This is a genomic window from Sphaerospermopsis sp. LEGE 00249 (assembly GCF_014299995.1).
In the GTDB taxonomy this organism is placed as follows: Bacteria; Cyanobacteriota; Cyanobacteriia; order Cyanobacteriales; family Nostocaceae; genus Sphaerospermopsis; species Sphaerospermopsis kisseleviana.
This window is the reverse complement of sequence record NZ_JACJUZ010000013.1, coordinates 22,648-45,760: the sequence shown is the minus strand read 5'-3', so window position 1 is coordinate 45,760 and position 23,113 is coordinate 22,648. Positions and strand designations below refer to the sequence as shown.

Below are 23,113 nucleotides of genomic sequence, written 5' to 3'. Positions count from 1 at the left end.
TCATAATTTTTCTGGAAAATATTGACTGTATTCATCTGGAATTTGTAGTCCTTGGATTTTTAAGTTTTGGATGCGATATAAAAATGTTGCTCCTGTCATAATGTGTTCAGCAACTTCTACTACTTGGCGATTTTTTGGTTCAGCTAAGTATGAACCTCTCACCCAATCATTAAAGCTACCCATTGCCGGTCCACACCAAATTTGATAGTCAATTTCTCGACCTTTTTCTCCACTGTTAGACCACCGAGAAGATAGTCCTAAATACCAACGGAAAATTAGAGCCATTTTCAGTTTAGGATTACTTGCTGCTTTGGTTAATTTATCTGGGTTGCGTTGGGATAAATAATTAACTGTTTCTTGCCAAACTTCTTGCACAGGCTTTTTCAAAATTTGCTTTTCTAATTTCTCTTTCTCTGCGAGGGTAATATCTTCAATAGAATTGTAATTTTTGTATAATTCATATAGTTTTTGAGCGCGGAGAGGAAAGAGTGTACCACGTTTGAGAACTTGTAATTTTACACCCATTTCAAACATATCTGCGGCGGGTGCCATCATCACATCAGCCATTTCGGCTTGAGCTAATAATTCTTTGGTATATTCAGAAGTTCCGGCTTCAATGCAAGATTGATTTATAGAACCGGTAACAACATAAGCAGCACCCATAATAAAGGCAGCTAAGGCTGATTTTGGTGTGGAAATTCCGCCAGCTACGCCAATTCTGACGGGGTTTTCATATCTGTATTTATTTTGAATTTCATCTCGTAATTCTAAGATGGAAGGTAATAAACATATCAGGGGACGATTATCTGTATGACCTCCAGAATCTGCTTCTACTGTAATATCATCAGCCATAGGAATTTTGCTGGCAAGATTGGCTTGTAATTCACTAATTAAACCTTGTTCAACTAATTGTTTAAGGATTTTTGTAGGTGCAGGTTGCAAAAATTTAGTGGCAACTTCACGGCGAGAAACTTTGGCGATGACTTTATTTTTGATTTGGATTTGATTGGCTGAATTTAAACTTAATCCTGCGGCTCGATAATAAACAATGTTGTCAGTTAAATCTAAAAATGCAGATGCTTCAACAATTCTGACTTGATGTTTGAGATATAAATTAATGCTAAGACGTTCAATTGCTGGTTCACTGGGACTATGGAGTAAGTTAAAAGCGTAAGGTTTTTGATTTAAGGCTTGCTGAATTTTGTTAATAGCACTCTCGACACGGGAAGGGGATAAACCTCCTGCACCAAAGACACTTAAAATTCTTTGTTTACCTAGTGCAATTACCATTTCTTCTGATGCTATTCCTTGAGCCATTGCCCCAGTCATATATGCATATTTTACACCATAAAAATCGAGGAAACTTGTATCACCTAGTTGTTGAATTGCTAAGGGTGGAACAGCCATTAACATTTCCATCTGGGCTGTTTTACCATTATTGACATGAGATAAATTACCTTCGTTTGTGATGCCAATTATCCCTTCATTTCTAACTATATAACATGGTTTTGCTAAATTCCTCAGTTTTAATTTAATTTGTTCTGCATCAAAGGAAACATTGTTAAAATTACCTTGCCAATTTTGATGATGGTTGATGAATAAGTTAGAAAACTGGAGATTATTTTCTTGATTCGATCTATTTTCTGTATTGTACATTTGAGTCAACCTCTTAACATCTAATTTGGTTTTGGGAACTCCGAAAAATCAATTATCCAATTAATTGATATTATCTAAACTTCCTGCACCTGATCCCTTTATCTATTAGTAAATTCCCTTATTTGGGCGGGCAAGATGCCCACCCCACACATACACCACAAATACAGGTTATTTAATTTTTGCTCTTTGTTCAACTATCTTTTTGTAAATGCCTATTTTTTGTTGAATTAAACAATTGATTTGCTGTAATGATGCTTGGCGTGATTTTAATAAAAAACTGTGAGCTTTATTCATGAGTGCATTGTTATCACTCAATTTTTGATAGTGCAGATTAGAGGGATGATGGGTGATAGATTTTAAATCTTCCAGAGAAATTAAAGGTGGATTTTGGAAATTACTGTTGGGTTCTAATTGAATTTGAGTTTGACTATTTACCCCAGAAAGAGAATACAAGGGTGATAAATCTAATTCAACTTGATGGCTGACGAGTTTGGCTAATCCTCTAATAATTGAAGTATGATCATCTACTCCCCTTCTATTCATAGATACAGCGAGGTGTTCTTTTTCTTTGAGGGTTGAATTTATCCAGCGGGTACAATTGCTACCAACTCCTACTTCAATAAATATTCTGATGTTGTCATTGTAGACGCGGTTAATTAAACGGGGAAAATCAAGTTGTTGACAGAGACTTTTAGCAATGTTATGTCCTATAGTTTGACTATCAATTGTAATTGGTTCGTAATTTGCAGCAGAATAAAAAGTAGATTCTGGTATATTTTGAATCGGCAATGTGTTAATTTTAGCAAGTTCATTGTACTCTGATTCCATTGGTTGACAATGAATTACATGATTTATTGATGTAGGGAAAGCATCACATTTGAGGTTTTCAATGACTCGTTTACAAGCTTGTGTTTCTCCAGCAATTACAACTTCTTCCGGTGTGTTAATTAATGGGATATACACACGGTTTTCATGTTTGATTGCTTCCTTCACTTCGGAAACTGGACATATCAGAATGTAGTTACTCCAAAATTCTGGAACATTGCTATTTAACGGTATCCCCCAAGCTTGACGAACTGCATTTTTTTGTCCTGATAGTTGGGTTTTAAATAAAGGAGATGAGTTCAAGTAATCACTGGTACTTTTAAAGCTAGTCCAAATACCTTGGGCTAACATCATACTGGTTTCACCAAGACTGTAGCCAAAAGCGCATTGAGATTGAATTTGAAAATAATTTTTGAGAATTGCTGTCATGAGTCCAGCAATGCCAACTTCTGCCTCCAGCATTGTTACTGGATCATCTATTAATTGTTGTTCTATGACTTCTAATTGTCTTTTTGCAAGTTTATTGATGCTGCGGGGATAAATTGTTTTTTCAATCTTAGCAACTCGTTCATAGACGTTGTTAATTACTGGATCGTCATAAATTTTCGGAAATAGTCGGAAGAGGTTACGACCTATGCCAAGATAAGATGTGAAAGAGCCGGGATAAACGAAAGCAACTTTACCTTTTTTTCCCTGTGGTTTGGCTGTAAAATAACTGCCAAGAGGAGTTTGCCAATCTTTGCCAGTCTCAAAAGCAATTTTAACACCTTGAATTGCCCGATCTATTTCTATTGTTAATTCTTCTTGATTACGTGCTAAGATTGCTATGGTATAATTGGCATTTTGATAGTTTTGAGTTTGATAGTTTTGAATTTGATGTTTTTGAAATTCTCTAAATGTTTGGTTAGCTAGTTGGGATAAAGTAGGATAATTTTGGAGTTTTTTTTGTAGTGTGAAAATTTCGTCTAGGAGTGAGGATTGATTTTTGGCAGCTATAGCAAATAAATAATAAGGCATTTGTTCTAAATATTTACTGCTGCGTTCTATTTGACTGGTATCTTCTGACAAAATTAAATGTACATAACTGCCATCAGCTTCCATGCTATTAATAGCAGCTATTCTTCTATTCACACCTGATTCTAAAAACCAAGGTTTAGATTCTGTGGCAACATAAAAGGGACTACCACGCCAAATATCTGGTTTTTTGACTCCAGTCCATTGAGGAACTGCGGGAATGTAGCGATGATATAAACAAAGTGCTGTTTTAATTAAGCTGATAATTCCTGATGCAGTGTGAGTGTCACCAATGTTAGCCTTAACGCTACCTAAAGCACAATGTAAATTGGTTTTTCCTGTTCTATAAGCTGTGATTAAACCTTGAATTTCTGCATCATCTTGTTGGGGAATTCCACTAGCATAAACTTCCAGATAACCAATATCTTTGGCTTCAATTTCTGCCAAAGAAAAAGCTGTTTGACAAGCTTGGGTGACAGTTTCTGGTTGATATGGAGAATTTTGCAATACACTTAAAGCATCAATTACTGCATATATGCAATTATTCTCTTCTCTGGCTACATCATGAAGTTGCAATACTACTGCTGCTGCACCTTCTCCTGTTAAAGTTTCATGAGCGTTTCGGTCATAACTGAGGGTCTGTATATCTATGCGGTGATTTTCCTGTTTAGCAAAGTCCATTGCTGCGACCAAAACAGCATCCACTTGCTTATTTGTTAATAGCTTTTGCGCTAAATTTAAGGCTAAAAAAACAGAATTTTCTTCAGCAAAAGCTGGACTTGTTGCATCCCAAAGCCGGGAAATATAACTGGCTAATTTATCTTGGTGCTGAGTTTGGGATTTACTCACCATGATCACTGCAATTTTTGTATCTGGTCGCAGTTTGGTATTTTTGAGAGTATTATCAGCCACTTTTAACATTAATTGTTGTTGTGGTGATAATTTTTCAATTTCTGCTAAGGGAATTGGTAAGGATGATGTTTGACTATCGTTTTGACTATAATTAATAGGTGTGAAATATTGTTTTCCTTGGTAAATACTGCGTTCAAAATCGTCTAATTCTGGAGAACTACTAACAAAACAATTCATGCCGATAATTGCTATTTTTGGAAGTTTATTTTGTGTAAATTCTTTCATGATGATTCTCCATGTTTCAGAATTAAGAGAAGAGATCACGCAGAGGCGCAAAGAGCAGAAGATTATTATCTAATGTCGAGATTCAGAGGGTAAAATCTACATTTTTGCTCTGCGTCTCTGCGTGAGGTATCTAACCTATTTGCTTAACTAGAACTGTACCTTTTGCGCCAATCATGCGATTATAAATTTGCCCTTGTTGATTGTGGGTAATAACATCAGCAACTACGTTTGATTCTGTTTTGGATTTGACTTCACAAGTTACATAAAATGTTTCCCCAAAGGGAACGGGTGCAAATTGTTCAAAGTTCAGAATTTCTGAGGGTAAACAACCTATTTGATGAAAGTGTTGTGTCCAAATCCAAAGGGAATGAATCTGCACATCTGCTATATAGGGGTTGAATGTCTGAACTGGAAATTGTCCCTGTTGCTGTGGTGTTGGTTCTGGTAATTTACATTCGATGGTGAGTTTACCAGGACTAGCGTTTAATACTGATTTTACGCCTTGAAAGATAGTTCCGTGAAATAGGCTACCTCCTCCATTTTGATATAGTAATGGATTGGTAGATAGGAATTGTTCATCTTGGTTTAAGTTCACCAATTCATAGTTAGGAGGTGTGGGAATTTCCCGTTTTAAAATCAGATTGGTGCTGAAATGATATCTGATTTTTCCGTCGGGGGTGATACTGCTAATTTTAGCAGCTATTTGTATTTCTTTGTTTTCTATTTTAGCAAGTTCTTGAATTTCTAGAGTGTATTCATTCGCTGAATTTTCATCAAAGACAATTCCTTTTAAAACTTTGAAGTTAGAACAACTAAAGGCTTTAAAACCAGGATATAGTTGTTCACAAGTGTTAGCCATCCATAATAGTCCAGAAGTTGCGGGAAGCACGGGACGACCTGCTATAACATGATCGTGTAAAAATGGATTGGATGCCAATGTTAATTGACGTTTAATGTGATAGGTTTTTAAGTCACTGGGTAAGGTGGTAGGAATATAAACTAAGGGACTACCAATTACTACTTGTGTTGTATTTGAATTGGTGTTTACCAGTTCATTAACTAACATTTGTGTGCCGATTTCTAGAGGTATAGTTTCAATTCCTCTTTCTGCAAATGCTGTCTTTAATTCTGGTGATACCATGCCACTCTCCCAGGGACCCCAGTTAATAGCAACTACATGACAATGGGGGTAATTCTGTTTGATAATATGGGCTGATTTGTTGAGGATTTCGTTAGCAAGTGCATAATCTGCTTGTCCCACATTTCCATAAAAACCAACCACTGAAGAAAACAATACTAAATATTGTAGTTGACTTGGTGGTACACATTGCAGGAGATTTTCTAAACCTTGAACTTTGGCAGTATAAACTGTTTCAAAATCCTGAATTGTTTTTTTCTCAATCCGTTTATCAGCTAAGTTACCAGCACCGTGTATAATTCCAGTTATCGCCCCTAACCTTTCAATTACAGGTGCAAGTTTTTCTGTTAATAAATTTCTATCGGTGATATCTACACTCAAATATTCAGCTTTTCCTCCTGCTTTTTCAATGGCTTTTAATGTATTTTTAATTTCTCTTTGAGAGTAAATTAATTGATATTTTCTTTGCACCATGATGGGGGTTGGTTTTTCTCCTTTGTCCAGAAAATCCTCCATAATTCGCTGTTTTAATTCAGCTTCATTTTCATAACCCTCAGCCCAAACTGGTTCTGGTTCTGTACTGGAACGACCTAAAAGAATGAATTTACATTGATATTCTTGGGCTAATTTGATCACACATTGGGCAGTGATTCCTTTTGCACCACCACTAACTAGAAATACTTGGTCTTTGGTAATGGGTAATTGGTGATTGGTAATGGTTAATGGGGTGGGTTCTGCAACTAAAGTGCATCTACCTTTGTTGGTATATCCTACTTCTGTAACTAATAAATTCGGATCTTGCAATTCCGCAAGGATGTATTTTACTGATGTTTCTGCATCTAAATCAGGACTTAAATCCAGGGAACGACAAAATACTGTTTCCCATTCTTGATTTAAACTTTTAGTCAGTCCAAATAGTCCCGCACTAATAGGACTAAAATTATTTGTTTTTCCTAATCCAAATTCCCCATCTAACCGCGCAATGCTTAAAAAACAACTACGTCCTTTTGTTTCTGCTTGATTGAGTGATTCTTTGAGATATTTGGCGATTAAAAAGACATGACAGAGAATGGTTTTTTCTGTTTCCGAACTATCACTCAATACAGGGTGTAGATGAATGAAAGAACCTACAAGACCAAACTTATTAGAAATATCGGTTAACTGTTGCTGTAAACTCTCTTCTTGCCAATCATTTAATCTTACCTGATTAATTCCTACGGGTAAATCTGATTGCGTAGAGGGAAAGCTTAAAACTACAATTTTACAACCTCTACTTGTTAAAATCCTAGCTAATTTTTCGGTCGTTGGTGAACCATCATCAGTGATTAAAACAATGTGATTTTCAGGAATGGTGAAATCTAAAATATCAGGTTGGGGTAGTGGTTTTAATTTTGCTGGACTGCGAAGAATTTTGTGATGAAATTCCTGTTCTTTGACATCCTGTTTTTCTTGCGTAAACAACTGGGTTAAACCCTCAGCTTGATGTTGCATATACTCGGCAATTTCTCCCAGTGTCCGCAATTTTCCTAATTCTTCTGGGTTGGGTTTGGGTAAGTCGGGATAAAGTTCTAAAAGTCCTCCTAAAATTTCTACTCTTTTGATGGAATCAATTCCTAAATCTGCTTCAATATCCATTGATAGTTCTAACATTTCTACAGGATAACCTGTTTTATCACTAACAATTTTGAGCAGAATGTTACTCAAATCTGTGGGGATTTTTATTTCTTGATTTTCAGATTTAACTAATACATCTTCGTTAGAGGAGATGACAATTGCCGCATCAGTTTGTGTATTACTAAGATGGTTAGAAGATGCTAAAAATTGCGGTTCATGTTCAACAGTTTCATGAGGAACTTCTACAAACATTGGTGCGGGTAATTTTTGGGGTTCTTTTGTTTCTGAACTCTCTACTTTGTGTTCTGATTTTTGATTTAGCAACTCTGGAACTAGAGTTTTTATATACTCGGCAATTTGCCCCAATGTCCGCAGTTGTCCTAATTCTTCTGGATTCGGTTTGGGTAAGTCGGGATAAAGTTCTAAAAGTCCTCCTAAAATTTCTACCCTTTTGATAGAATCAATTCCTAAATCTGCCTCAATATCCATTGATAGATCCAACATTTCTACAGGATAACCTGTTTTATCACTGACGATATTGAGTAGAGTTTGACTGAGGGTGGAGGTATCTATATTAATTGGAGTTGTGGGAACGACGTTAATAGTATTTGATTTCTCTTCTAACTTCTCCTCTGGTTGGGGAGGGGAAATAAACCTCTCCCCTAACCCCTCTCCTACAAGGTGAGGGGAAATATTCAAATCATTTTCTTTAATTAAGCTTTTTCCGTTTTCTTGTGCTTTTAGGAAATGGTGAGGAAGAGGTTGAGAAGGACATTGGTTTTGATTTATATCATCAGTAATCTGCCAAAAATCATAATGTTGTTGCAGTAATTGAAAGTAATTATTGGCGTAGTCTTGTTGATAGTTGAGATATTTTTCATGAATGCGGATAGTTTCAGCTTGATGATCATGCAATCGCATTATGCTACGTTCGCAACTAGAAATTGCTAGTTGTTGTGTTTGCGCTTGATGTTCATTTCTTGCGTCATTTGCTAACAACGAATATTGTTGTTGCATTAATTCATAAAATGTCTTTGTGTACTCTGTTTGATTTTGCAAAGATTGTTCATGTGCGTGTGTAATTTCACCTTGTTGGCGAGTAAATTCTGCTAATGATTGTTCTAATCTGTCAATTACTCTGTCATAATTAGAAAGTTGAATTTCAACTTTTTCAGATTGTTCTATTTTTTCAGGTTGTTCTATTTTTTTTAATTGGCCGTTACTATCCTTATTCACAGTCTTACCATTACTGCTTTTTTCTACTAACAATTCCTGATTTTTTGGGACGGTAATTTTGATATCCGCAACTGGTTGTGGTTGTGGGTGATGTTCATTAACTTTTGCTGTTTCCGCTTTGATAACATGACCATTTTCTAAGGCTTTAGCAAATGCTTTTTGTGCTTTGTCGGTAATATTTGTACTATTCAAACGCACATTCAAAATTTTCTTTTGATCCTTTTTATTAACTTCGGGTATTTCAGTTTCAATCTGATATGGATCTAGATTTTGCAAAGGTATACCAGCAACCCGCAATTGTATGACTGCTTCTCTTAATACCAAATCGCTATTTTTACGATAGTTCCCATTTAAAGCTATAGCTATATGGGGTTTTTCACCTAAAATTTCTTTTACTAAGTTGGTGAGAACATTTTTAGGTCCAAACTCAATAAAGCAATAACCACCAGCCGCATATATATTCTCAATTTCTTGTTGAAATAACACCTGATTTAACAAATGTTGTTTGAGAATTTTTTGCATTGCTGCGAGTTGATTGGGGTACAATTCCCCTGTGACATTAGTATAAACGGGAATCTGCGCTTGATTAAAAGTTACCTTTTCAATTGCTTGGGCAAAAGGTTTCTGGGCATGGGCTACTAATGGTGTATGAAAAGCAGCGGAAACTCCTAATAAAAATGTCGAAAATCCTTTTTCTTGCAGAACATTTTGTACTTTGGTAATTTCTGCTTTCTTCCCAGCTAATACTACTTGATTTGGAGAATTACAATTAGCAATAGCAACCTGAGGAAAGTCTTTAATTAATTCCGTTACCTGACTGACATTACCTTTAACTGCCAACATTCCCCCGGCATCAATTTCTGTGGGTGTGGCCATTGCTTGTCCTCTAGCTTTGACCAAGAAAAAATAATCTTCTTCACTTAAAACACCCCCCGCCCACAAAGCTGTTAATTCTCCAAAACTATGACCAGCAACAAAATTTGCTTTCAAACCTGCTTGTTGTAATATCTTGTACAAACCTGTACTAAAAGCGCCAATTGCCGGTTGTGCATATTCGGTTTTTTGCAGTGTTTCTAGTTGCTTTTGTTTATGTTCTGGTTCAAAAACTGGCGGCGGAAATACAACTTCGGATAAAGAGTTTAACCCATCTTTACAAAACAAATTATCTATCTGATTATAGGTTTGACGTAAGTTAGGAAAGTTAATGACTAATTCCCGTCCCATTTCCAAATATTGCGAACCTTGCCCAGAGAACAAAGCCACTATTTTTCCTGTAGTTTCTATTCCTTTTTTTCGGTAATAAATTCCTTTGGGATGTTCCCAAGATTCAGATTGCGGTTTATTTTTTAGTAAGTCAATAATGACTGGTAAAAATTCTGTTGCTTGTGTCAAAGATGCTGCTACAAATCCCACTCTGGGATAATTGATGGGAATTTCTAATTGTTCAGATTCTGTAATTAGTTGTTGATAATGTTGTTCTTTATTTTCTGATTCTAGTTGTCGTTGGATATTCTCACAGCGAGATAATAATTCTGCGGTTGTGGGTGCAAATAAGAGGATGGATTTTGCAGAATTGTGTAAACGATACGAGTGTTCATGTTCATTGGTGTATTCCTCTAAAACAACATGATAATTTGTGCCTCCAAAACCAAATGCACTTACTCCAGCGCGTCTGGGTTGGTTACTAATCCAAGGTCTAGTTTCTGTGTTTAAATAAAATGGTGAATTTTCGATATTCAGTTTTGGATGTGGTTGAGTAACGTTAATTGTTGGTGGTAATACTTTATGATGTAATGCTAACGCCGTTTTAATTAAACTTGCTGCACCAGCGGCGGCTTTGGTGTGTCCAATTTGGGATTTAACTGTTCCCAAAGCAATATATTGTTTTTTGGGATTGTTGTCACTAAAAACTTCAGTTATGGATCTAAATTCTGTGGGATCTCCTACCATTGTTCCTGTGCCATGTGCTTCAATTAAACCCACAGTTTCTGGTGAAACACCGGCATTTTCATAAGCACGACGGAGGGCTTTTACTTGTCCTTGGGAATGGGGGGCGTAAATGCTTTTATATTTGCCATCGCTGGAACTGCCGATACCTTTAATGACTGCATAGATGCGATCGCCATCTCTCACTGCATCATCCAGGCGTTTGAGTACCACCATTCCCACGCCTTCACCTAACATCATGCCATCAGATTCTGCATCAAATGGTTTAACTTTTTCTCCCGGAGAAACCGCAGGAGTTTTACTAAAACACAGATAGGCAAAAATCGAATTATCAGTATCAACTCCGCCGGTTATCATCATGTCGGCGCGATTTTCAACTAATTCGCTAATTGCCATTTTTAATGCACCTAAAGAACTGGCGCAAGCAGCATCAACTACACAATTCATACCGCCTAAATCTAGTCGGTTGGCGATACGTCCAGAAATCACATTAGCTAACATTCCGGGGAAGGCGTTTTCTTCCCATTGTACATAAGCACTTTTAATTTTCTCAATTACTTTTTGGGTATCTTCATCCGATAAACCGCTGTTTTTCAAAACTTTTTCCCACACTGGATATTGCAATCTTGAACCTAAAGGTACTGCTAATTGTCTACCAATTGCTACACCTAATATTACCCCAGTGCGATCGCGGTTAAATTCTCTAGATTCACTATAACCTGCATCTTCTATTGCTGCTTTCGCAACTACCAAACCTAATAATTGAGAAATATCTGTCACCTCTAAAATATTTGGTGGTAAACCAAATTCCATCGGATTAAAATCAATATCTGGGATAAATCCACCCCGTTTACAGTAAGTTTTGTCTGGTGTTCTGGGATCAGGATCATAGTAATCATCTATATTCCACCGAGAAGGAGGAACATCAGTAATACAATCGGCTTTTTGAATAATTTTCTCCCAATATTCCTGTAAATTTTTTGATTGGGGAAATATCGAAGCCATGCCAATAATTGCGATGTTAGTTTGTTGCAATTGGCTATTAATTTTACTGTCTAAATTGGTGTGATCGTTTTTGTGATCGCGCATATTTTTTTTCACCTCAATAAGCTTGAGCAAAGCCTTTTCACAATTACTAACTTCATCTTGCAATTGTGCTAATGCAGCTTCAAATTTGGCAGCAGCCATGACAATATCTTTGTTTCTTGTGCGATTGAATTTTTTTGAGAAAGTTGTTATTTAAATTTGGTAAAATGCTTTGCTCGGCGGCTCAAGCAAGGATAGTTTCATAGAAAAAACTTAATCCTCTTCCCTGTAACTTTAAATTGCCGCTAACTTATCTTGATATTAGACTGGTGACAAATCTTTTACAACTTATATGCAACTTAGATGCAACTTAATCAAGTTGGATGAAACCTAAGTTTGCTTGAGCTTGAAATATATTAATTCGTGAGCTTTTTGCTTATCCAATTACTATCAAATTTAGCTGATGATTTTTATTTGATTACAAAAGTTGCATATAAATTGCATATCTTTGAAGGTAGGGAATAGGGAATAGAAAGAACAAAAAAATATCAGGTAACAACAAGGATATTTATTCAACCAGTTATTCACTGATGGAAGTATTTTTACAAGTTTGTGAATTTTGCATCTATCCCAGAGCAGATTTTTTATCTTATTTAAATAAGTTTTAAATAATATTTAAATTACCAACGTCTTTAATAATTGATGAAGCTATATTTTATCAGAAGAGAAAAACATCTGTAATTTTAATAACTAACGGCTATATCTAAAGTATGAGACTAATCATTTTTTTGACTAGAAAAGCGTTTAAATTAGGTATTTAAGTATCAAATGCAAATCAACTATATTGATGAATTTTCAATCTGTCAAGCTACGTGCAAATTTTCTTGAATAAATTTGTTGCATAGGACTTGAAATTGATCATTAATCAGTTTATTGTGTGTGATTGAATGATGTAAATGTAAATCCATGCTGTTCGTTTAACGTAGTGGGTAGATCCAGAATTTAGGTGGAGTGAATATATAAATTCACTTTATTAATTCATCAATCTATCTACTCTTAACCGCCCAGTATTGCAGTAAAAATTCATGCGATTTAACCAGATTGTGTGTAGATTGTGTGTAGATTGTGTGTAGATTTCTGCAAAATGGTAATTACAAGAAACTATAAGGGCTTGCTGGCATGAGACTATCTGAATTAGATCCACTCATACCGCTAAATGAGTTGAGAGAAGAACTGCTGAAATTACCAAAAGGCTACTCTTTTTATGAAGATGAATTGGTAGAATTTCTATCACGACGTAGATGGCCAGAGAGCGATCGCCGAATTGATAGAACAACTTTTTGGCGGTGGCGCAACGACAACGGAATTGAACATCAAAAAGTATTCAGCCGCTTGGATATCCTTAAATTGTGCCAAATTTGTGATCATTATCGTGTGGATGGAACTCGCAGTGAATACTTGGCGATTATGAAAAAGAAAACAGAAGTGATGCTCAACAAATAACCATGCACTTTACAGGTGCAGAAAATACTAAATAGCTCTGCTCACAGCCGATACAGCTAAGGAATTGATGGATATATATCCATCTTCCTAGCTCTATCTTTACCCAATTTATCAAATATTAATAACCACAAAAAACATAAGAATTCAGGATTTAGGAGTCAGGAGTCAGGAGTCAGAATGTTTGATCAATTGGTTGATTATCAAAAAGTAATTATTAGCGTAACCGTTACAAAGCTGACTGCTGACAACTGAATGCTGAGGTTAAGTTGCACCAACATTATCAGGGAATGCTATCAAGTGTACTGCGCTATCTCTTTGATTGATTTTATTGATCGAGATAGCAGCTTCTATTAACCCCATGAGGGGAAAAACAACGTGCTAATTGCCAATTCAAAAACATAATTAAGGGCATAATTAAAGGCATAATTATGGTACACAAAGAAAAGCAGTCATTCGCAAACCCTGTAAATTGGTTGTCAATAACTTTGGCAATGACTACAGTTGTAGCTACTGGCGTAGTATATTTTTACAGTCTTTCACGTTTTAATTCCAAATCTAAATCAAACGAACCAGTTCCTATCAGCAGTCCTAGTCCAATAGTGACTGCTGTTGCTGCTTTAGGACGTTTAGAACCTCAAGGAGAAATTATTCGTTTGTCTGCTCCAGGTACACAATTGGGGGGTGTAAGAGTAGCTAAACTTTTGGTAAAAAAAGGTGATGAAGTTCGTGAAGGAAAAGTATTAGCAATTCTTGATAGTTACGCTCCTAATCTAGCAGCTTTAGAAAAAGCTAAACGACAAGTACAAGTTGCTGAAGCTAATCTGAAAAAAGTAGAAGCTGGAGCAAAAAAAGGTGATATTTATGCCCAAAAAGCAACAATTGCTCGTTTAGAAGCTGAGTTAAGGGGTGAAACTTCTGCACAAAAAGCAACAATTGCTCGTTTAGAAGCTGAATTAAATAATGCAGAAACAGAAAATCAAAGATATCAGAAATTATATCAAGATGGTGCTATTTCTGCTTCAGATGCTGATACTAAACGCTTACGCAAGGATACTGTACAACAACAATTAAATGAAGCCAAAGCTGCCTTAAATCGAACTGTAGAAACGTTGCAAAAACAGTTAAATGAATCCCAAGCTAGACTTGATAGTATTGCCGAAGTTCGTCCTACCGATGTGCAAGCAGCGAAAGCAGATGTTGAAATTGCCAAAGCATCTGTTAAACAAGCTCAAGCAGAACTAGATTTAAGTTCTATCCGTTCACCAATAGATGGACAAGTGTTAAAAATTAATGCTTGGCCAGGAGAAATAATTGGTAGTAATGGCATTGCTGAATTAGGTAATACTCAACAAATGTATGTAGTCGCAGAAGTCTACGAAACTGATATTAAAAAAGTGCGTTTAGGTCAGTCTGTGGAAATTACTGCTGATGCTTTTACAGGAAAAATTCAAGGCACAGTTACAGACATTGGTTTGCAAGTTGGTAAACAAAATATCTTTAATAATAATCCCGGTGCTGATACAGACAACAAAATAGTTGATGTCAAAATTCGTATTAATGACCCAAAAGACAACCAAAAAGTCGCAGCTTTAACTAACTTACAGGTTGAGGTAATGATCAAAATATAAGCTAATAATTCAGGAGTCGTAGGGGCGAAGCATTCGGAAAATAACCTGTGATAAAAATTGATAATTGTTCGCCCGAATGCTTCGCCCTTACAGGAAAATAACCTGTGATAAAAATTGATAATTGTTCGCCCGAATGCTTCGCCCTTACAGGAAAATAACCTGTGATAAAAATTGATAATTGTTCGCCCGAATGCTGATGCTTCCAGCACGCTTCGCGAACGCCCGTAAAGGAGTCAGAATCTTTAACAATTAAAAAGCTGACTGCTGACATTTAATCATTCTAATGTATAATTTTAGAGGTTTTAAATATGATTTTGAATATACCTCTAGCTTGGCTACAATTAGCTAAACAAAGAGTTCGCTTTTTTGTAGCTTTAGCTGGAATTGCTTTTGTTGCTGTTTTGATGTTTATGCAAATCGGTTTTCAAGACGCTTTGTATGCTAGTGCTACACAATTGCATAAAAATCTGCAAGGAGACTTATTTTTAATTAGCGCCCAATATAGGTCTTTAACTTCTAATCAAAGTTTTCCTCGCAGTCGTTTATATCAAACTTTAGGTTTTGCAGATGTGTCAGCAGTTGATCCTTTATATGTACAGTTTGCTAAGTTCAAAAATCCCATTAATGGGCGTAAGTATCCTATCTATGTATTAGGATTTGATCCAGTAAAATCAATCTTTAAATTACCAGAACTGCAAGATGATTTTCAGTCACTGCAAATACCTGATCAAGTATTTTTTGACCGTGCTTCACGTCCAGAATTTGGACCAATTGCTGAATATTATCAGCAAAATAAACCTGTGACTATGGAAATATTTAGTTATACAGGTTTAGTAGGTTACAGAGTTAAAGTTAGTGGTTTATTTAGTCTCGGTCCTTCCTTTGGAGTTGATGGTAATTTAATTGTTGGTTCTTCTACTTTTATGCGAATATTTGCTGGGCGAGATGTGGATGACATAGACATAGGTTTAATTCACCTCCAACCTGGTGCTGATTCCAAAAAAGTTTTGACAAATTTATCAGCTAAGTTACCCAAAGATGTTATCGTTATGACTCGTAAAGAATTTATTGAATTTGAAAAAAGTTATTGGACTTTAAGAACACCGATTGGATTTGTATTTAACTTGATGGTGATCATGGGTTTTGTGGTTGGGGTAATTGTTGTTTATCAAATTCTTTATAGTAATATATCTACCCATTTCGTTGAATTTGCTACTCTTAAAGCAATGGGTTTTAAAAATAAATATCTCTTACGGGTGGTTTTTCAACAGGCTTTAATTTTAGCAGCTTTGGGTTATATTCCCGGTTTTGCTATATCCTTGGGACTTTATGATATTGCCAAAAACGCAACTCAGTTACCCATTACTATGGATATGAACAAAGCATTAATAGTGTTAATTTCTGCTATTGTCATGTGTTTAACTTCAGGATTTTTCTCTACCAATAAATTACGCAAATTAGATCCAGCAGAAATTTTCTAATTAATATTTCAGGAGTCAGGAGTCAGATTGCTGGTGAAACCAGGAATAGAAAGAAAGCTTTCAGAGCTTATGATAATTATCTAGTTAGACTGGAAAATATGTTATTTTTCGCTAGTCTGGATTCTGAATAGTTACTTTGATCAACCCATATAATATTATGGATTTTATGGAATCAAACGCAATTTTAGAAATTAGTAACCTCAATCAATACTTTGGTACAAGCAAATTAAAAAATCAGATATTATTTGACATTAATTTATCAATTAAATCTGGTGAAATTGTCATTATGACTGGTCCTTCTGGTTCAGGAAAGACTACTTTATTAACTTTGATTGGCGGTTTGCGTTCTGTACAAAAGGGAAGTTTAAAATTTATTGGAGAAGAATTATGTGGAGCAGGAAATAATAAATTAGTGCAAGTCCGTCGCCAAATAGGTTATATTTTTCAAGCTCATAATTTACTTGATTTTTTAACAGCTAGACAAAATGTGCAAATGTCTTTAGAGTTACAACCAAACATTTCTGAATGGGAAGGTAGAATGCAATCAGAAGCCATGCTTCATGCTGTAAAATTAGGCGATCGCATTAATTATTATCCATCTGATTTATCTGGTGGACAAAAACAAAGAGTTGCTATTGCTCGTGCTTTAGTTAGTCATCCTAAATTAGTTTTAGCTGATGAACCTACCGCAGCTTTAGATAGTAAAACAGGTCGAGATGTTGTTAATTTGATGCAAGAATTAGCACGGGAACAACATTGTGCGATTTTAATGGTGACACATGATAACCGCATTTTAGATATTGCTGATCGAATCATTCACATGGAAGATGGTAAGTTAATTAAACAAGTTTCATAACTCTTTCAATGAGTAAAGAATTTCAACGATAATGTCTCTACAAGAATGAGGAAATTTTCAGGTTTAAATTATGTCTTTTGGTGGATAAAATCTCTACTTTGAGAATGAGGTAATAATTTTACCATTTATGTAAAGTAATTTATGTAAAGTATAGGAAATGGTCAGATACCCGAATTATTGGAGAATTCGGGTATCTATCCACTGACCTACTTATCTTTTAAATTGTCAATTTACATTTGAAATTCACATTAGACAATTCACATTTTAGATTCACAATTAATTGTATTATGGTGCAAGATTTACTTATTTGCTTACAAGAAGCAACTTTATATTTTATATTTAGAAAGTCATGGCTTCCTAAACATCCTGATGAATGTTTTGTAAATCTTCCCTGTGGATGTCAAAATCCTGGAAAAGAAATGAAATGTGAAGATTGTCCATATTTAGAAAGTTGCTTCTCTAGTTGGAAATTACATCAACAATATCTGCAACAAAAGACAAAATTCAGCAGTTTAAGAAGATAGTAAACTAGCAGAATTTACATCTAAACATAATACGGCTTGTGGTTGTGTTCGCAAAATAGAAGCTGGGCAATTTGTGTTAATTGACTCATGTAATATCTCTTTAACTATTTTGGCTTTGCGTGTTTCTGGTGCTAAACAAATAATTTTTTTAGCTGCACAAATCATAGGTATGGTTACAGTAAAAGCATACTGGGGAACGCTTTCTAAGTTGGGAAAATATCCGGTTTTCACTTGTTGCTGACGGTTAACTTGATCTAGTTTTACTAATTTGACACTAGCAGCATCTTCAAAATTAGCAACTGCGGGATCATTAAAAGCTAAATGTCCATTTTCTCCCACACCAAGAAGACACAAATCAATGGGTTGAGCTTTTAATAATTTGGTATAGCGATCGCACTCCCCAACAGGTTCTAAAGCATCCCCTTCTATATAGTAAAATTGCTTTGGAAATACCCGTTTTTCTACACGCTCCCGCAAATAATACCGGAAACTTGCAGGATGATCAGCATTAATTCCTAAATATTCATCAAGGTGAAATAAAGTTATCTTTGACCAATCTATCCCACCTAAAGTAATTAAAGCATCCAAAAATTTAAGTTGAGAATTTCCTGTAGCTAATAATAAAGCAATTGTCTCCTGTTCTTGCAGCAGTTTATATAGATACTTCTGTACAATTTCAGCAACATCCTGCGCCATTTCTGTTTCCGATTTATAAATCTGCACCAGGAGATCATCGACATGAAAAGATGTTGTAGCAGTATTCATAATTTATTGACAAGATAAAAAAAGAATGTGGGGATTTTATGGACTCATTTACGCTAAACTAAGTAAATTAACTTAATAGTTGTTTACATTTTAGCAAAAAAATCATGCTGACAGCAATTCTCTTTGATCTAGATGGAACTATTGTCAATACTGATCCTATACATTACCAAGCTTGGAGAGAAATGCTGTTAAATCACAGCATCGAAATTGATGAAACTTTCTACAAATCCCGCATTAGTGGCAGAATTAACCCAGAAATTGTCAAGGATATTTTACCACATTTATCATCAGCAGCAGGTGAAAAATTTGCAGATGAAAAAGAAGCTCTTTTCCGTCACAGTGCTTCCCACCTGCAACCCCTAGCTGGTTTTGCTGAACTTATAGAATGGACCAAAACACATCAAATCAAACGCGCATTAGTAACCAATGCTCCCCAGTTAAATGCGGAATTTATGTTGGAAGTTCTGGGAATTAAAGAAGTTTTCCATACTATTGTTTTAGCAGATGATTGTCTAGCAGGTAAACCCGATCCTGAACCCTACAAAGTTGCTCTCAATAAGTTAGGAATTACAGCAGAACAAGCTATTGCTTTAGAAGATTCTCCTTCTGGTATTCGTGCTGCTGTTGCTGCTAATATCCCCACTATTGGTATCGCTTCTACCCATGATCCCCAAGTCTTACAAAATATGGGGACATTCATGGACATTCCCGATTTTACTGATTTGCGTCTATGGACTTTCCTTAATTCCTCGATAACAGTCAATTTAGGTCAGTTATCATCTACATTTTGATGAATTTTTCAGATTTTTAATACAGGTAATTCCCTTAACTCCTAACTTCTAACTCCTATTTATTAATAGGGGTTTTACTTTGCCATATTTGTTCAAATTCTGCCTCGGAAATTTCAAATTCCTCAATATCCTTATCATCTAATTTTTTATCGCATAGCATTCCATAATCATCGGATGAATGGCTTTTATCATAGAATAATACATTACCATTTTCATAAACTTCTATTTGTCTACGGGCATATAAATCACTATCAATTTCCATAAAGTACGTACTACGACCCCAAGAATCATATTCACCCCCAAGTGATACATCCCAAGACCATTTGTAATATTTCTTTGTTTTTTGTAATGTAGTCATATCGCAATCCTCTTTCATTTGTGTTTCATTTGTAGTATTTTGCATGGTCTAGCCATACTTATTTTTCGATGCAGGTAACGGACAACAAGTAATAGATTTTCTCACATAATTCATAATTCATATAATATTTAGGAATGCCATAGTAATTTAACTCCTAATCCACAGATAGTGACTTGAATTTTTATGAATCCCAAATAAAACCTCTACAATACCTATTTTAGCCATTAACTAGGATAAAAATTGATGATAATAAGATTTTACGAAAATTTTAATTGAAATTCAGCAATATTTCTAGTCTGAGTATTTAGTTAAGTTTTAGTTCAGTCGGATGATTTCCCTGACTTCCATTAAAATTTTGCCCAGCATATTTTTACCACTACCATCAGATCCACAACCCCAATAATAATCTATCGGTGAGTTTTCTACTATTTCCTCATTACCTGTGGACAACAAAATTTCCCTAATATCTGCATGGGTGGAAAATTTACATAACACCGCTTTTCGCATGATATCATCTTTCACCTGTTCCCAATCTGAACGCAAGGGACGACTTCTTTGCCTACCCATTTTTGCAGCTTCTTTGGGTGTTTTAACAAGACGAATTTTTTCTAAATGTGTTGTACCAATAAACTTTTGTGCTTGAAAGTAATGTTCACTTGTAAACCAATATAAATTATCTAATGCAAATCCATGTGGTGAAAAGTTAGAAAAACAACCATATTGTTCACGAGTATGATAAAAGTAGATTGTCATGAAAAATATCCCTGTAAAATGATTCTTTTTTTCATATTGAGAATGCAATAATTTTATATTATATTGTTGTATAGTTAAATTTGCTTGCTACTGGTTAACTCTCTAGGTTCATAGTGACGGCAGTTTTGACAAGGTCCACTAGGGTTGACAGCACAACGGACGTAACCAGATCGAGCATTAAATTTACAACTAATATCACCTATTAAATAGCCTACACCTTCTAAATAATAGCGATCGCCTTCGTCGATATGTTCGGCGCAATCGTCTGGAACTGGTCTTATATATGATTCTATCTGGGAATAGTTAAGAGTTACTTGTCTCCTCCGTGCGCTTGTCCGTTGCTGGTTTTTGCCAAGTACCCACAAGGACCATAGAGACGGCAAAAAACCAATGAAAAGCAACAGTATTGTTTTGAACATTTTTAGTTTACCTCATTTTGACATTGATTTTTTCTCAAATCTCATTTATCTCGTTGCCAGTCTCTGACTGGAAATGTTATCACAAATCACATAAGTTGTAGCTATCAGCAAAACGTAAGTATTCAGCTAACTGATTACTGATAGCTGAATACTTACTAAGTATCCGTCAATTGTTTTACATGAGCAGAGAAGTGAGCATTTCTTAAAGATTGCATAGTTAAGAAAGAATCTTGTACCCAATATTTCTTACCAAAACGCACCAGTTGACGAGAATTTCCTGCCTGAATAATACCAATTACAGGAACTTTTGCTTGATTATTGTCACCTGATTGTTCTGTTAAAATTGAACTTAAATGACGCTTGACTTCAATATCAGCAGCTTCCTGTGGATTTAATTCCACTACTACCATCTGCACTTTTTCAACTTGTTCGGCATCTTCAACAATAAATTGAGTTTGTTCATCTCGTTTGTCTACTTTTCCCCAAATGATTAATCTGGTATCTATTTCCAATAGTGAATTAACTCGTTCATAAATTTTAGGAAAAACCACTGCTTCTGATGCTGTTGTTAAATCTTCTATTTGTAAAATTGCCATTTGCTCACCTTTTTTAGTCATCACTTTTTTCACGTGATTGAGCATAACAACTGCACAAATCAATGTTTTATCTTTTTGTTCTCCCAACTGTGCCAAATTAATTGGTGAGAGCAAAGAAGATGATTGTTTAATATGTTTCAGAGGATGGGCGGATACATAAAAACCTAATAATTCTTTTTCCATCCGCAACTTTTCCTGTGGGGGATAATCTAAAACTGTTTCAGCTTTAGGTGCAGATTCAAAACCATTGTTAGTTGTTGTTGGATTACCATTATTACCAAATCCTCCCCCCATCAAATCAAAGAGATTTCCTTGCCCAATGGCTCTATCTTTAGCACGGGATTGCGCCCATTCATAGACTAATTCTAAATCTTTAATCAATTGATGGCGGTTAGGTTCTATTTTGTCAAAAGCTCCACATTGAATCAATGATTCTAAAGTACGGCGGTTAACAGCACGTAAATCAATGCGATCGCAAAAATCAGCCAGAGATTTAAATACTCCTCCTTCGGTTCTTGCTTCTAAAATACAGGCGATCGCATTTTGTCCCACATTTCGCACTGCCGAAAATCCAAATAAAATCTTATTATCTGCGGGGGTAAAATCCAAACCTGAGCGATTAATATCCGGCGGATCAATTTCAATTCCCATAGTTGTGCAGTTGTTCAGATATTTCTGCACTTTATCTGTATCACCACTGTTAGCGGTTAACAGTGCTGCCATATATTCTAATGGATAATTAGCTTTTAAATATGCTGTTTGATAAGTGACATAACCGTAAGCTGTAGAGTGGGATTTGTTGAAACAATTAGAGGCAATGAAACCATTTTTAATGGCGAAATTATGATCTTTCTCAACACCAATATCATAAACATTGGCTTCACCTACGTATTGACGGGAAACTACTTTAACCATATTACTTAGCTGTGATAATTTGTTCTATTATGGCATGATCAAGCTAGAACTAAAAGCAGACTTTTCTGATGAATGATTGCAGATTGTTATAGTGTAGATTAGAAGAGTTTTTCAACACCATGACTATTGCTAAATCTCCCCCGAATTTACCATTGTTGGAAAATGGCGATCGCCTGGATCGTGCAGAGTTTGAACGTCGTTATACTGCGACACCCGATGTCAAAAAAGCTGAATTAATAGAAGGTATTGTATACGTGGCTTCTCCTTTACGCTTTACACCCCATGCTAAACCACATGGCGACTTAATAGGTTGGTTATGGACTTACAAAACTGCTGTTGGTGTGATTGAGTTGGGTGTTGAACCCACTGTCCGCCTTGATAATGACAACGAACCACAACCCGATGTAGTGTTATTTAGAGTAGATGGGAATGCCATAATTGATGATGATGGTTATATTGCCGGTGCGCCAGAACTAATAGTAGAAATTGCCGCCAGTACCGTTTCCTATGATCTCCATGATAAGAAACGAGTTTATCAACGGAATGGTGTAAAAGAGTATATAGTTTGGCGAACTTTTGATCAAGAAATGGATTGGTTTGTGTTGGAAGATAGTAAATATATAGAAATGAAACCGGATGCAGAGGGAATTATTAAAAGTGGAGAATTTCCGGGTTTATGGTTGAATGTTCCGGCTTTGTTAGGTGGAGATATGCAGCAGGTTTTGAAGACTTTAAATGAGGGGATTAAATCGGAATTATCTTGAGTTTTAAAAATGCCTCCAAATGAATTTGGAGTCTCATAAGCTGTTGTGCATTTAATTTGTATAAGTGGAACAGGCATCTTGCCTGTTAAACAAGAGTTCAGAATGTTAGGATTATACAATTTAGCTGTGTAACAGCTTAACAAAAGTCGTCTTTAGACGACTGTAAC

16 protein-coding genes are annotated in these 23,113 nt (G+C 35.6%); 7 read left to right on the top strand and 9 right to left on the bottom strand.

Annotated elements, in window-relative coordinates; all coding sequences use genetic code 11:
- The 3 genes from H5968_RS06845 to H5968_RS06835 all read right to left on the bottom strand — a co-directional run bounded on the left by H5968_RS06845 (position 1) and on the right by H5968_RS06835 (position 11,755).
- Positions 1 to 1,656 carry a PfaD family polyunsaturated fatty acid/polyketide biosynthesis protein gene (locus H5968_RS06845; RefSeq protein ID WP_187039321.1) on the bottom strand — a complete coding sequence of 552 codons (1,656 nt, stop codon included), beginning with the start codon at positions 1,654 to 1,656 and terminating at the stop codon, positions 1 to 3.
- A gap of 168 nt (positions 1,657 to 1,824) precedes the next feature.
- Positions 1,825 to 4,632, bottom strand: coding sequence for a type I polyketide synthase (locus tag H5968_RS06840; protein ID WP_187039320.1), 2,808 nt, complete (start codon positions 4,630 to 4,632; stop codon positions 1,825 to 1,827).
- A gap of 130 nt (positions 4,633 to 4,762) precedes the next feature.
- On the bottom strand, positions 4,763 to 11,755 hold the full coding sequence (locus H5968_RS06835; RefSeq protein ID WP_187039319.1) for a type I polyketide synthase: 6,993 nt from the start codon (positions 11,753 to 11,755) through the stop codon (positions 4,763 to 4,765).
- A 1,017-nt stretch (positions 11,756 to 12,772) separates the two neighbouring features.
- Here H5968_RS06835 and H5968_RS06830 point away from each other — a divergent pair.
- The gene (locus tag H5968_RS06830; RefSeq protein ID WP_187039318.1) at positions 12,773 to 13,096 is read left to right on the top strand and encodes a hypothetical protein; all 324 of its coding nucleotides are present in this window, start codon (positions 12,773 to 12,775) and stop codon (positions 13,094 to 13,096) included.
- 428 nt (positions 13,097 to 13,524) lie between these two features.
- Positions 13,525 to 14,724, top strand: coding sequence for an ABC exporter membrane fusion protein (locus H5968_RS06825; protein WP_187039317.1), 1,200 nt, complete (start codon positions 13,525 to 13,527; stop codon positions 14,722 to 14,724).
- A gap of 1 nt (position 14,725) precedes the next feature.
- Here H5968_RS06825 and H5968_RS06820 read toward each other — a convergent pair whose 3' ends face one another.
- On the bottom strand, positions 14,726 to 14,995 hold the full coding sequence (locus H5968_RS06820) for a hypothetical protein (RefSeq protein ID WP_187039316.1): 270 nt from the start codon (positions 14,993 to 14,995) through the stop codon (positions 14,726 to 14,728).
- Between the two features lie 37 nt (positions 14,996 to 15,032).
- Between H5968_RS06820 and devC the strand changes: the two genes are divergently transcribed.
- The 3 genes from devC (at position 15,033) to H5968_RS06805 (ending at position 17,585) form a co-directional block, all read left to right on the top strand.
- On the top strand, positions 15,033 to 16,205 hold the full coding sequence (gene devC, locus H5968_RS06815) for an ABC transporter permease DevC (RefSeq protein ID WP_096565513.1): 1,173 nt from the start codon (positions 15,033 to 15,035) through the stop codon (positions 16,203 to 16,205).
- Positions 16,206 to 16,371: 166 nt separating this feature from the next.
- The gene (locus H5968_RS06810; protein WP_137666701.1) at positions 16,372 to 17,061 is read left to right on the top strand and encodes a DevA family ABC transporter ATP-binding protein; all 690 of its coding nucleotides are present in this window, start codon (positions 16,372 to 16,374) and stop codon (positions 17,059 to 17,061) included.
- Positions 17,062 to 17,348: 287 nt separating this feature from the next.
- On the top strand, positions 17,349 to 17,585 hold the full coding sequence (locus H5968_RS06805; protein WP_187039315.1) for a hypothetical protein: 237 nt from the start codon (positions 17,349 to 17,351) through the stop codon (positions 17,583 to 17,585).
- Here the strand turns inward: H5968_RS06805 and H5968_RS06800 are convergent.
- Positions 17,574 to 18,350 (bottom strand): glucosamine-6-phosphate deaminase, encoded by a 777-nt coding sequence (locus H5968_RS06800; protein ID WP_187039314.1) that lies wholly within the window; start codon positions 18,348 to 18,350, stop codon positions 17,574 to 17,576. The genes H5968_RS06805 and H5968_RS06800 overlap by 12 nt on opposite strands.
- 104 nt (positions 18,351 to 18,454) lie before the next feature.
- Here H5968_RS06800 and H5968_RS06795 point away from each other — a divergent pair, with 104 nt between their 5' ends.
- Positions 18,455 to 19,141, top strand: a complete 687-nt coding sequence (locus H5968_RS06795) for an HAD family phosphatase (protein WP_096565507.1) — start codon at positions 18,455 to 18,457, stop codon at positions 19,139 to 19,141.
- A gap of 55 nt (positions 19,142 to 19,196) precedes the next feature.
- Here the strand turns inward: H5968_RS06795 and H5968_RS06790 are convergent, their stop codons facing one another.
- The 4 genes from H5968_RS06790 to H5968_RS06775 form a co-directional block, all read right to left on the bottom strand.
- A complete protein-coding gene (locus H5968_RS06790) occupies positions 19,197 to 19,499 on the bottom strand; it encodes a hypothetical protein (protein WP_096572556.1) in 303 nt (100 codons plus the stop codon).
- 315 nt (positions 19,500 to 19,814) lie between these two features.
- The gene (locus H5968_RS06785) at positions 19,815 to 20,252 is read right to left on the bottom strand and encodes an NADAR family protein (protein WP_187039313.1); all 438 of its coding nucleotides are present in this window, start codon (positions 20,250 to 20,252) and stop codon (positions 19,815 to 19,817) included.
- A 74-nt stretch (positions 20,253 to 20,326) separates the two neighbouring features.
- Positions 20,327 to 20,671: a DUF6464 family protein gene (locus tag H5968_RS06780; protein WP_187039312.1), complete on the bottom strand. Its 345-nt coding sequence runs from the start codon at positions 20,669 to 20,671 to the stop codon at positions 20,327 to 20,329.
- A gap of 155 nt (positions 20,672 to 20,826) precedes the next feature.
- On the bottom strand, positions 20,827 to 22,182 hold the full coding sequence (locus H5968_RS06775) for an OB-fold nucleic acid binding domain-containing protein (RefSeq protein WP_096565501.1): 1,356 nt from the start codon (positions 22,180 to 22,182) through the stop codon (positions 20,827 to 20,829).
- Between the two features lie 119 nt (positions 22,183 to 22,301).
- Between H5968_RS06775 and H5968_RS06770 the strand changes: the two genes are divergently transcribed.
- Positions 22,302 to 22,946, top strand: a complete 645-nt coding sequence (locus H5968_RS06770) for a Uma2 family endonuclease (RefSeq protein ID WP_187039311.1) — start codon at positions 22,302 to 22,304, stop codon at positions 22,944 to 22,946.
- The last annotated feature ends 167 nt before the right edge of the window (positions 22,947 to 23,113 follow it).

What these genes read in the sequence shown, in the direction of transcription:
- H5968_RS06845 (WP_187039321.1), bottom strand. Translation starts at nt 1,656, where the DNA reads ATGTACAATACAGAAAATAGATCGAATCAAGAAAATAATCTCCAGTTT.
- H5968_RS06840 (WP_187039320.1), bottom strand. Translation starts at nt 4,632, where the DNA reads ATGAAAGAATTTACACAAAATAAACTTCCAAAAATAGCAATTATCGGC.
- H5968_RS06835 (WP_187039319.1), bottom strand. Translation starts at nt 11,755, where the DNA reads ATGGCTGCTGCCAAATTTGAAGCTGCATTAGCACAATTGCAAGATGAA.
- H5968_RS06830 (WP_187039318.1), top strand. Translation starts at nt 12,773, where the DNA reads ATGAGACTATCTGAATTAGATCCACTCATACCGCTAAATGAGTTGAGA.
- H5968_RS06825 (WP_187039317.1), top strand. Translation starts at nt 13,525, where the DNA reads ATGGTACACAAAGAAAAGCAGTCATTCGCAAACCCTGTAAATTGGTTG.
- H5968_RS06820 (WP_187039316.1), bottom strand. Translation starts at nt 14,995, where the DNA reads ATGTCAGCAGTCAGCTTTTTAATTGTTAAAGATTCTGACTCCTTTACG.
- devC (WP_096565513.1), top strand. Translation starts at nt 15,033, where the DNA reads ATGATTTTGAATATACCTCTAGCTTGGCTACAATTAGCTAAACAAAGA.
- H5968_RS06810 (WP_137666701.1), top strand. Translation starts at nt 16,372, where the DNA reads ATGGAATCAAACGCAATTTTAGAAATTAGTAACCTCAATCAATACTTT.
- H5968_RS06805 (WP_187039315.1), top strand. Translation starts at nt 17,349, where the DNA reads ATGGTGCAAGATTTACTTATTTGCTTACAAGAAGCAACTTTATATTTT.
- H5968_RS06800 (WP_187039314.1), bottom strand. Translation starts at nt 18,350, where the DNA reads ATGAATACTGCTACAACATCTTTTCATGTCGATGATCTCCTGGTGCAG.
- H5968_RS06795 (WP_096565507.1), top strand. Translation starts at nt 18,455, where the DNA reads ATGCTGACAGCAATTCTCTTTGATCTAGATGGAACTATTGTCAATACT.
- H5968_RS06790 (WP_096572556.1), bottom strand. Translation starts at nt 19,499, where the DNA reads ATGACTACATTACAAAAAACAAAGAAATATTACAAATGGTCTTGGGAT.
- H5968_RS06785 (WP_187039313.1), bottom strand. Translation starts at nt 20,252, where the DNA reads ATGACAATCTACTTTTATCATACTCGTGAACAATATGGTTGTTTTTCT.
- H5968_RS06780 (WP_187039312.1), bottom strand. Translation starts at nt 20,671, where the DNA reads ATGTTCAAAACAATACTGTTGCTTTTCATTGGTTTTTTGCCGTCTCTA.
- H5968_RS06775 (WP_096565501.1), bottom strand. Translation starts at nt 22,182, where the DNA reads ATGGTTAAAGTAGTTTCCCGTCAATACGTAGGTGAAGCCAATGTTTAT.
- H5968_RS06770 (WP_187039311.1), top strand. Translation starts at nt 22,302, where the DNA reads ATGACTATTGCTAAATCTCCCCCGAATTTACCATTGTTGGAAAATGGC.